The sequence below is a fragment of the Nesterenkonia salmonea genome (assembly GCF_005771525.1).
Taxonomy (GTDB): Bacteria; Actinomycetota; Actinomycetes; order Actinomycetales; family Micrococcaceae; genus Nesterenkonia; species Nesterenkonia salmonea.
On sequence record NZ_VAVZ01000032.1, the window covers coordinates 31,175 to 42,480 of the forward strand.

5 protein-coding genes and 1 pseudogene are annotated in these 11,306 nt (G+C 55.2%); 2 read left to right on the top strand and 4 right to left on the bottom strand.

Annotation, left to right across the window (positions count from 1 at the left end):
• Positions 1–29: 29 nt before the first annotated feature.
• Entirely contained in the window at positions 30–4,106 is a 4,077-nt protein-coding gene (locus FEF26_RS11475) for a glycosyltransferase (protein ID WP_138253675.1), read from the top strand.
• Between the two features lie 85 nt (positions 4,107–4,191).
• Here the strand turns inward: FEF26_RS11475 and FEF26_RS11480 are convergent, their stop codons facing one another.
• The 4 genes from FEF26_RS11480 to FEF26_RS11495 form a co-directional block, all read right to left on the bottom strand.
• Complete coding sequence (locus tag FEF26_RS11480) at positions 4,192–5,865, bottom strand: hypothetical protein (protein ID WP_138253676.1); 1,674 nt, start codon at positions 5,863–5,865, stop codon at positions 4,192–4,194.
• Positions 5,866–5,886: 21 nt separating this feature from the next.
• Positions 5,887–7,746, bottom strand: coding sequence for a glycosyltransferase family 2 protein (locus FEF26_RS11485; RefSeq protein WP_138253677.1), 1,860 nt, complete (start codon positions 7,744–7,746; stop codon positions 5,887–5,889).
• Positions 7,743–8,930, bottom strand: a complete 1,188-nt coding sequence (locus tag FEF26_RS11490; protein ID WP_138253678.1) for a class I SAM-dependent methyltransferase — start codon at positions 8,928–8,930, stop codon at positions 7,743–7,745. Before FEF26_RS11490 ends, FEF26_RS11485 begins: the two co-directional genes overlap by 4 nt.
• Positions 8,931–9,217: 287 nt before the next feature.
• Positions 9,218–10,318, bottom strand: a complete 1,101-nt coding sequence (locus FEF26_RS11495; protein ID WP_138253679.1) for a hypothetical protein — start codon at positions 10,316–10,318, stop codon at positions 9,218–9,220.
• 428 nt (positions 10,319–10,746) lie between these two features.
• Between FEF26_RS11495 and FEF26_RS11500 the strand changes: the two are divergent.
• Positions 10,747–11,241: pseudogene (locus tag FEF26_RS11500) on the top strand (transposase); the annotation flags it as partial.
• Positions 11,242–11,306: the final 65 nt, after the last annotated feature.

Consider the following 11,306-nt stretch of genomic DNA (forward strand, 5'->3'; position numbering starts at 1 on the left):
GCACTTCACACTAGGGGATTCGTAGGTTGATGCAGTACAAGATAGTCAATTTCCGCGCAGACCGCATCAGCGGTTGGATGTTCAATCCTGATGCGCCTCAGGTAAGGCAGAAGCTGGCCGTGATGGTCAACGGTGAGCACGCTGCCACTCTCACCTGCAACGTTTTTCGCGCGGAGCTTTCCCCGGACGAGTTCCCGACCCGCAACGTTGGCTTCCTTGGGTCATTGCCGCCGAATCTGTGGACAGGCGAGACATATCAAGTCAGTCTCCAGGATCCCACCTCAGGGGAGACGTTCGCTGAGAGTGCCCTGGATACGCCTGATGCTCTGATCTCAGCGGAGTCCGCCGTCAGCGGGGATGTGCGGATCACCGAACGTGGTGAAGTGGCCGGATGGGTCGCACGAGCAGGTGCTCGAACCACAGTTCAGGTGTTGGTGGACGGCCAGGAAATTTTCAAAGAACGCGCGAACCAGAAGAAGCTGCGATTCACCGGCAAAGAAGTCGACGTCACGGTGCCGCCGGAGTACGCCTTCTCCGCGCAGGTGCCGCCTGAGTACTTCGATGATGAACAGCACTTCGTAGAGGTGCGAGTCAATGCCACCGACACCACGGTCGCGCAGTCCACGCTGAGGCTCGTGTCCGCTCACCGGGAGAAAGCTGGCCTGGAAGCGGAGCGGCTTGCCGCCACCGAGAACGACATCTTTGAGCCGTGGCGGAAGAAGAGTACCCAGGCTTCAGCCATTCAGCTGGAGATGCTCAGCGTCACCGCCACCTACGCCCAGGTCAGGCTGACAGGCGAGGGCCTTCACGGGCGTCTGCTTCTGCGCGTGGGCGAGGAGACCGCGGTGTTGCACCCGGTGTCAGAGCCGCGTGGGACCGTCGCTTCTGGCGAAACACACTCGCAGGACTACGCCGTCGAGATCGGTGCCGGTGTCGGTTTCGAGCAAATGAGTCTGTTCACAGTGGGTGATTCCTTGGAGACCACCTTTGATCTGCGACTTGGAGACGGGGGAGGCAGGCGACCCATTGGCCTGCCTCAAACATTGGTGGAGGACCAGAATGGCGAATTCGTGCTCTCAGCTGCTGAGTTGGACGCCGGCCGGTTCGGCGGGCACGCGTTCCACACGGCCGCTTTGGATATCCCGGTTCAGGTGGTACTTGAGGAGGTCACCGCGGACGGGTCCCACACCCTGGTAAGAGCGGAGGCTTCGGAGGGCAGTAAGCAGGTGCGCCGACGGTACGGAATATCGACCGGCTCATACAGCCTGCCCCTCCCGGTGGAGGTGCTGCGCCGAAAGACCTCACATCTCGTCCTGCGGGCGGTGCACCCTCGCGGCGAGGAGATCCTCTGGGAGGACAAGAAATTCTACCCATCCAACCAGTTCCTGCTGACCCAGAGTCTGAGCACCTCGTCACGGAGTAAGTCAGCGGACCTGGTGAAGCGGGCTCGACAGGCAGGCCGAAAGAACTACGTTGAATCATTCCTGGGCACATATAAGTACGGGCAGGCGGATCTTAGTCTTGAGGACATCACTGAGGCTCTCAGTGCTGGCTCGCAGGGTGGCGGCGATGTCTTGGAGCCCTCGTCGGGAGCCATCTGGTACTGGCTGAAGGAGCTCCGAGCCAATCCGGGTCGGATCGACTGGTTCACCCAGACGGCGGTGCGTAACCGGATGGGTGACGCCCGCGATGTGCTCGCCTACGCAGCATCCAAGGGACGCTTCGACTTTCAGCGGGTCCAGGGGTTGTTGGAGTCAGCACGCATTGATTTGTTCCAGGAGGATGCAGAGGAGCAGCTCCGCAGCGACCATTGGGCTGCGGGTGTGCTGTCTCTTGCCCGCTACTTGTACAGCGCCCCGAGGGACGAGATTGATTATCTGGACGCGCTGACGCTCTATGGGATGCTGGAGAAGTGGCGTGGAGCCAAGCGCATTGAGACTACCAACCGTTCCTACTACGGCGATCTTTTGATTTGGCGTGGTGAGTTCACACGAGCCGCTGAAGTGCTGGCAGAGGTAGACCCGGACCCAGTGTTCGACTATTCGCAGAACCTGCTGGCGCTGAACTCGGTGAACCCGAACATCAACAAAGAAGTCCAGGTTCCAGAGCTGTGGCGCAGCGAGTTCAATGAGCTGCTGGCCCAAGGCGGCGCCTCGGGGATCCAACTAGCGCCGGGAGAGATGTCCTTCTATACCCTAACTTCAGAGGTGGTGGCGCCGCATGCTCCAGTGGAGGAAGGACCACTGGTCAGCGTGATTGTGCCCATCTTTGAGCCAAGCCGCGCAACCGATGTTGCGGTGTCGTCTTTGCTCGGCCAGACCTGGCGGAATCTCGAAGTCATCATCGTCGATGACTCGTCACCGCCAACAGACGAGAATGGACAACCCACTGAGTACCGGGAGAAGTTGGAAAGCTACGCGGCTTCGGACAGCCGGGTCCGAGTGGTCTTCAATGAGCAGAACCGGGGCGCCTACTCTGTGCGGAACGATGGACTGGACCTGGCACGAGGCGAATTCGTGACGGTGGCAGACAAGGACGACTGGCATCATCCACAACAGATTGAGACCCAGGCGAAGCAACTGATAGAGAACCCGGAGCTGGTTGCCAATGAGAGCAACTGGATTCGCGTTGATGAGAGTCTGAAGTTCATCATGCGATCAGCCACCGGCAAAGTGGTGTACCCGTCGCTCCCGTCGCTGATGTTCCGCCGCGAGCAGGTCCTGCAGGACCTGGGCTACTGGGACACGGTGCGAAAGTCGGGAGACTCCGAGTTCAAGAGCCGTCTGGAGAACTTCTACGGGATGAAAGTGGAGCCTGTCATCGATGCCCCGTTGGCTTTTGCTCTCATGGACGGGGCAAACCTGACCCGCGAGGACATGGGAGTGGGATACTTAGCCCCGGATCGGCGCGCTTATCTGCGGGGTTACAAGCGGTGGCACCGTGACATCCGGGAGGAGGGCACAGATGCGTTCATGCCGAAGTCACCTCAGGAGCGCCGTTTCGTGGCTCCTCCGTCATTTCTGCCTCAGAGGAGTCACGAGCCGCCTCACTACGATGTGGTCTTCGCATCGGAGTTTGGTTTCTTGGCAGGCAACTCGACATCTCTGTTCAATGAGATTTCGGTGAGCTTGGAAGCGGGCCTCAAAGTTGGGGTGCTCCCGATCCAGAATGGTTTGATTCCATCGGCGTCGAAGCGCCAGTTCAACAGGAAGGTGGACGAGCTGGTTCTGTCGGGCCAGGTGGACCGTCTTTCGCTGGACGTACAGGCGTCTTCAGATCTGTTGATCGTGCGATGGCCGACGGCTGTACAAGCGGTGCGTGATACGCCTGCTCTTTTGAAGGTGGGGCGCGCGGTGGTGGTTGCGAACCACCCTCCGTATGAGCCTTCGGGGCAGCGGCGCAGCTATGACGTGGGGCAGGTCACACGCAACGTCGAGCGCCTGTTTGGGGTGCGGCCGCTTTGGGCACCGCAGAGTGAGCAGATCGGCGCGATGCTGCAGCCGATGATGCCTGCTTCGGATCTTGCGAACTTCTCCTGGAAGGGCATCATTACCCTGAAGGAAGAGTACGCGGAGCGGAACCGTGTCGACCCATCACGGAAGCCCGTGATCGGCCGCCATGCACGGGACGACGCGGCGAAGTGGCCTTCGGATAGGACAGTGTTCCGTCAGGTGTATCCGGTGGATGGTTCGGCGGAGGTGTGTATTCTCGGTGGTGCGAAGGTGCCCAAGAAGCTTGGTTATCTCCCTCCAAGGCCGAAGGGCTGGGAGGTGTATGTCTTCAACGAGATCGAGGTTGAGGAGTATCTGGCCCACAAGATCGATTTTTTCGTGTATTTCCATTCAGACGGGTGGCTCGAGGCGTTCGGTATGGCGATCCTAGAGGCGATGAGCTACGGTGTGGTGTGTGTGTTGCCGAGGCACTTTGAGCCCGTGTTTGGGGACGCCGCTGTTTACGCACAACCGCACGAGGTGCAGAGCGTAATAAGCGAGACGTGGGACGAGGAAAAATACAAAGCGCAACAGAAGCGCGCGAAATCCTTTGTTCAGGACACGTGTACACCGTCAGCGTACGTGCGCCGCTTGATGGAGGTAAAAAAGGCCTAAAAGCTCTACGGCAAACGACACTCTTCTTTTATTGATTGGCGAAGCCAAAGTGATTTTAGCGACCGGGTCCCAAGGTGATACGACACTAGTCAATAGTGGCAGCCTGAACGACGTCCACAGAGACGACATGGCAAAGCTTGCGTGCTTCATGGCTGAGGTTGCCTGCGGACTCAACTTGGTCCCTGGCGGTCGCTAAGTCATCCGCCGAGAAGAGGTTGCCGTCTCGTTGACGAGTTCTCTTGAGCAGGATCCCTAAGTCGTGCCGAATACGATCGGGGCCATCCCAGAGGTCTAGATCCAAAGGAGGCACGGTTTTGTCGGACGGGTCGGCTTCGATGTCGCCGAGGTGACCGTAGACTTCGAAATCCGAGGGCTCGATACGCACACCTCCTCGGAACGGGGACTCATCGAGCAACGCCGTAGGAAACTGGCGGTTATCCGTCTCGAATGGCTCTTCCAAAGGCCACCCACCTATAGCCGAAAACACATCGGCAAAGAACTTCTGCTTCGATCCGTAACCACTCGATGCCTGCCGGTGACCAGCTCGGACGTTATGCACATCCAACCGAATCAAGTCCGAGTGCATCAACGGCGTCAGGAGGGCACTATCCCCAAGGGACTTGTACCAACTGCGCCCGCCATGGTGCCGGGCCCGAATCGCACTATAAAAGACCAGCGGAGCCACAGGGTCCTCGCTCGCAACTCCCAGATCTGAAAACGTACTGAGAAAATCTTCACGCACTTGCTCACCATGTACGCGCTGCGACAAAGCGAGTCGGATATCTTCCGCGATCTTAGGTACTTCACCATTAAACTTTGCTCTCCCCGCCAAGAAGCTTAGCCCAGACGGCTGGTCCCCAGTGAGGTGGAACTCCCCTTGGGGATTGAGGCGATTACGCATGACGGGATAAAACGGCAGATATGTACCTCCGCAGGACTCCAAGTACATTCTTATGCTGTCCGAGGAAGACATATTTCGTGGACTAGAAGTTCCTCGGGGCTGATTAAGCGGCAATCTAAATCGGTCACAGAGTGACTTAGCTACTTTGAAATCATTAGGCTTACTCGTCAGACTTGAAATCCTGACGTTGGGTGCCGCGCCTGACTGAATGAGGAGCGCTAGAACTAGTCGACTGTCGTACCCCCCGGACAACGAAAGATTAAATTCGTACCCGTGGGCCGCAATCGCTTGAAGCAAGCCGGAGCTCCGATCCAAGAAGCGTTTCAGTAAATCCGAGTAACCATCCGAGGCCAAGTCCCCATACTTGTGCAGGAATGGTAGCTTCTTTACGTTCAATCGCCCGGTACTCCGCGAGACTCGAACCTCATGACCAAGTGGAACCGTTTTGATTTGCTTCACCATCGTGCGGTGTGAGATGAGCTGTTCGCCTATGTGTTTACCGTCTTTGAGGTGAAAGTTCATCGCCGCAGGTTCGTAGAAGCTTAGTTTACGACTTGCGGACACACGGTGCACTAGGTGCATGAAAGAATTCGAGATCGCCCAGTCTTCCCCAGCTTGGTAAAGATACAATAGCTCCTGCCCTGTCGAGTCGACCTTGATCGTAAGCTCATCATTATCTACGAAAATTGCCGCGAAGCGACCCTCGTCTGGCAGCAAATTTTCGGGATTCTCTCTAAGGTAATCCCGAAGGCCTTTTGATCCGAAGATCACAGCGCGATCAGTATAGGCGTAGCCGTATAAAAAGGAACCATGAACTTGAATCGCGGAGCGGTTATCTAAATAAAAAAGGTTTGACATAATATTTTACCCTAAAACGAGCTAGACCTTAAGGTCCTGATGGAAAGATATGCTCGGTAGAATTGAGTTGATTTGACTCGAGCTGAATTGCTGACTCGAGAGTGCCTGTCGCATAGCTCCGTAGGACCAAGGTGCGCTAGATATGACCAGTTCTGACTGGGTGGGATCATCGGCCGTGAACTCCTGAAACAGGTTGTCTTGGGAGAAGGACATCTCCTGTAACCACGAGGTATGGCGCTCCACGCAAATCATGGGCACATTCAAGTTTTTGCAGTGAGTCGCCCAATACACATCGGCCATACCCGGTTCAGCGAAGTTAGACAAGTTGAATCCATGGAATAGGGAAGCCCGGAATGCGGTAGTTCCAGTACCGAGAACATTTACCGCCTTGTCACTTTCGAGACCCTTTGTGAATTTATAGACGAACCGATTATCAGAGAAGTAACCGCGGGGCCATGAGGGGAGAATAACTCCATGCGTGCCGACCACAGCGCTGTCGTTATATTCACTGAGTTTTAGTAGCAGGTGCGGTACATAGTCCACCGGATAGCGGATATCGTCATCTACCGTGATGTAGTAAGCATCTTCCTGTCGCTGCGATAGCCGTTCCAGTTCAATAAACTTGCCATTATCTCGGAGCCCTGGTCTGTCACTTGAGTGAATGGCCGTGATGGACACGTCACTGCGGTCGAGAAAGCTCGGCGTGTGGCCATAGCCATCAAGATAGACGACGATCCGGTCGCATTGAGGTGCTAGCGCTTCAATCACGCTCCGTAGACCCTCTTCGCGCTTGGGAATTGAGCAGACATTCGCTATTACTGGAAGGCGGGGATTTGGCAGCTTAGTCATGTCAGCTGCAACGGGAATAGCGTCGCGTATTCTAGGGAAGCTGAAGGTATCTCTAAACGTGTCCTTAGAAGATGAGTTGTGAGTTTGTTCGTATGAGTCAACGTAAGAGCGGCGAGATTCGGAAGGTGACTGGCTAATGTCAAAGGCGTCATTCCACTGAACCATGTCGGCAAATAGTGATCCAGGACGCATCGTGTTGAAGTACAGAGGTAAATTCACGTTCTTTACGACTTTTCTCCCGTACACAGAACGAACCCTATTGAAAAATTCGTCGTCCGAGGCTTTCGTCGTGCAATTAAAAAATCCTATTTCTTGGAAGACTTTCTTTCTTACCCCCAAAGTAATGAGACCTAATTTTGAGTTCGTTCCATTTACGCGCACAATGAGTTGCGACTCAGGGTCGACCCTCGCGTACTCCCCGCGCGCAACTAGTGTCTTTTCGTCCGCTAAAAGCGCGCCCATCCCGTACGCGATTCGCTCATGGTGACAGGCGTCATCGCTGTCCTGGAAGAAAATGAACTCTCCTTCCGCTAATTGGATGCCGTAGTTCTTTGCATAGTAAGTCCCTAGGTTGGCTGCAAGGCGATAGAAGCGTATTTTTCGGTTGGTTTTCTTAAGCCTGAGCGCGATGTCGTGCGTCTGGTCTTTACTCGCGTCGCTTACTACGATGATTTCGATATTCGAATAAGTCTGATTCAGTAGGGATTCGATTGAGCTCTCAATGAAAGTTTCGGTGTTGTATGCAGTTACTATGACGCTTACAAGGGGTCCTTCGGTGACTCGCGATGCTTCATTTTTTCTATGGCGAATGGACTCGTATAGTTCAGCTAGTGACAGCGGGTCGTCCAGGCTCGAAGGTTTTGAGGTCTTTAACCGGAGCCGTCGTATACATAATGCGATGTTGGCTTGATAAGAATCTCGGCCATATTGCCGTTCGAGTCGTAGGTACTCTTTTAGTGCGGCTAGGTAATTTCCTTGGTTAAAATGTGCGTTCGCTGTCGATACCGATCCGGTGGACTCTGCGCTTCTCATCGTTCTAGCTCCTCCCCTATGGGGTCCCCACCGCGCTGGAACTTAAAGTATTGACTTCGATGCTGTTTTACGGCGGTTCTCTCGCGAATGTTGTCAAGACCATACTGTTCTGACCAGGCGCGGCCGATTTCTTGTTCGTCGGGCCTGTCAGCGTCGTCCAGGACTACTGTAGCTCGATCGGCTAATCGGTCTAGGAGCATAGGAACTGCCGGAAAACGTGCAAGTTTTCCCGTGCTTTGAGGAGGTCCGTCCACGATAAGTAGCTCGATATCGGAAATCTCCTGCCAACCATCTACGGCGTACCACTCGAAGTCCTGGTCGCCGACACTGACGTCATCTAACGGAGCCCGATTGATGGAAACTTGGTCTGTCAAGCCGTTGATTTCAATTAGGTGTTGTGTTTGCGCAAGGAAATGATCGTCATGCTCGAGAGAGTAAAGTCTGCCGCGCCCCAGCTGTTTGAGAGCGAGTCCTATCCAAACCGTGGACATACCGCTCCCGCATTCGAGAATCGTGTGGGGCCGTCGGTCAAGAATGTAAGTCATTAACTCCAGTAAGTCCGCTCCTGCCATCGGCCATGCCTCGTTGTAGGGCTGTAAGGAGATGGGTTGCTCACTGAGCTTAGAAATCTCGAGCGCTGTTTGCACGTTGTAGAACTGTCGGCGCAAGTGACCGATCGAAGTCTCGACGCCGTCTCTGATTACTCTCGATTGACGAGCGAGGTACTCCTGAGTTGTATCCAACCGCTGTTGACCTGCTGTAAGCTTGTCGAGCTTTTCTCTGTTGTGATGCTGCTCGGCGACGATCGTTGTTTCTGTCGTGGCGATGCGAGACTCGAGTTCCGTCAACGATTTCGCTAGAGCAGAGTGGCGTGTTGAGCGACGCGCGTAGTAGGAAATCGTCCCACTTGGGTTTGTAGAACGTTCGGAGATCCTGTAGCCCGCGTTGTCGAGGACATTGCTGAGGTTAAACTCATCGGGAGACGTACCTGTCGCTTCAGCGAGTGGATGTAGTCTCAACTCCACGCTGGCGAATGGCGCCGCGTGTGCAGCTAGAGCTCGAAGAATTGGCAGTTCCTGTCCGGGTGAGTTAATGATCAGTCGGCGATCACTGAAGAGCTGGCCATCTTCGTCGTCCAGCAGAACCGTAGATGGAAGGCTTTGGACGGGTTCTTCATTGATCATGCGCAGTCCCGGGACCGGCGAGTCGTTCCTCAAATGACCTCGGAGAGAATTCAGAGGTGGGAAGTTGTAGCGGACGAGTTTTGGATTGTTTGAGTCTGGCTCTACTGCACCGTATGCGATGGATACTCGCACGGGCGCCTCAGCGAACCTTCCTTGGGGGTAGTGCCAAGATGGATCTAGTGAGACGAACCTGACACGGGTGGCATCGAGTAATGAAGTTTCATTTGCAAAGTCAATGTGTCCCTGGGTCACGTAAACTAAATCGTAGTGGGAGACTTCCGTGTTCACTATATCTCCGAACCCTTCAGCGTACGTAGAACCCTGGTATACCTCCACGAGCGAGAGTTGAGCAGACGCCTGTTGTACGTCTCAAGCCGTCCTGCGTTTTTCCGGAGCTCTTCGTTCTCGGCCTGAAGATCAGCCAGAGCCTTATTACGTTTTTCAAGTTCGGATCCAGCTTTGACTGACTCTTCGCGGTACTGATCTCGTGCAGCGCAAGCAGTCTTGAGCGCTTTTCGCCGATCCGCAAGCTTGCTCTCGAGCTCTGCGATCTTCACCCTTCGTGACGTTCGGCCTCTGCGAAGTGCGTTGAGTTTCTCCTGTGTCGCGGCGTGGTCGCTCGTTAGTTGATCTAGCTGTTCGAGACGTGCTTGGTCTGCCTCACGCTCCAGTTGGAGATTTTGTATCTCGGCTACGAGCATCTTGTTCTCGGACAAGGTAGCAGCGCTACTAGGCTCCGAGGCCTCTCGATCGCTTCCTTGCCGCGTCGAGCGCTTCTTCTGCGTCTCGATCGAATGCAGTTTGAGTAGGAAGTCGATAGTTTCGCCATTAGGGGACCCTTGTGAGGATCCCAAGGTGATTGATTGGAGCTCCTCTGCCAGCAGACGCACTCCAGGCTCCGTTAGCAGAAGCCTTGCGATCGCTATGAGCTCCGGTGGCATGGTCTTGGCCGCAGTTTCTTCGTTGCTGAGATCTGCGCCTGAGCCGCGCGAAAGCATGCGGTCCAGATTAATGCCGACTTTATTTTTGAGATGGTTACCTAGCGGTTCCGCAGTCTCGAGTGTGAGAGCACTATCCACCACGAGCATGCGTGAGTGGTTTCTCCTGTACGAGTGAATGAGCAGTCGAACATCTGTCATCCAATCTCCCAAGGCCAGATCGGTCGCCTTGCCATTGTCTATTTCCGTCGCGAGAGCCAACGCGGGGTCGTTTACCAGGACCAGGCCTGAATTACCGGGATGTGATTCAAGCATGGATGCGAGCTCACCCATATTTTGTGCCGTGTGAACGCCAGAGGGACTATTAGTTTTGAGGTTCCGAAACCAGACCGCTGCTGGCTTGCTACTAAAATTCAGCACGCTCAACTGCGCTGCGTCAAGGCTACTCATGGCCAGAAACTCCTGGTCTTAATCTTTTGGCCTCAAGGACCGTCGTTTGGGCGGGTATACGATCACACATTACGCGATACTGAGTACGTAGGACTCAATAGATGCTCCCGTCCGCGTTGGATTATTACCTGATGATTAATGCTGAACCGTCCTGAGTTTGATGGAGACCCTGGTGCGTCCTGGGTTCGGTGGTGTCGGCATTTCGTGGGTTCTCATGTCGCGGTGATGATGTGATGGCCTTCGTGTTCTACTGGGGCGACCCATCCGAGTCGGCCGTGGCTGTGCCCACGATTGTGCCATATCCCACGGTTCTCAAACATTTTCTTGGCCAACTGAAGTCGGGTTGGAGTGACCCCCCTGAATTCGGTCCAGTAGTTGTGTGAGTTGTACTCGGGCCCCTGGTGGTGGGCGGGAAGACTGGTGTGATCATGACGAACAAGATAAAACGGCACACACCGGAGCAGATCATCCGTAAGCTTCAAGTTGCCGAGCAGATGCTGGCCGAAGGCCATGACGTGGCCGCGGTAGCCCGTGAGCTCGCGGTGAATGAGGCTACTTACTTCCGGGAGAAGAACCAGTACGGCGGGCTCAAAGCAGATGACGCAAAACGGCTCAAAGACTTGGAGAAGCAGAACGACCGGCTGAAGAAGCTATTAGCTGAGGCTGAGCTGGAGAAGGCAGCGCTGAAGGAGCTGGCGGAGGGGAGACTTCTAAGCCCGACCAGACGCTGTGAGGCTGTCCGCCAGCTGATCACGAAGTTCCAGACCAGTGAGCGGATAGTTACACGGTTGGCCGAATTTTCTCGGCCCGCTTACCGTCGCCCCTTACAGGCACAGACTGCTGCTGATCTACGCCACTGGCTGTGTGACTGCGCGAAACAGCACTCCCGGCGCGGATTCCGGCGGGCCTACAACCGGGCTAAGAGGTTGCGCGGATAGGGGTTCATCGCCAGTGGTAGCCCTTGACAGGGCGTGATTCCCACCTATGG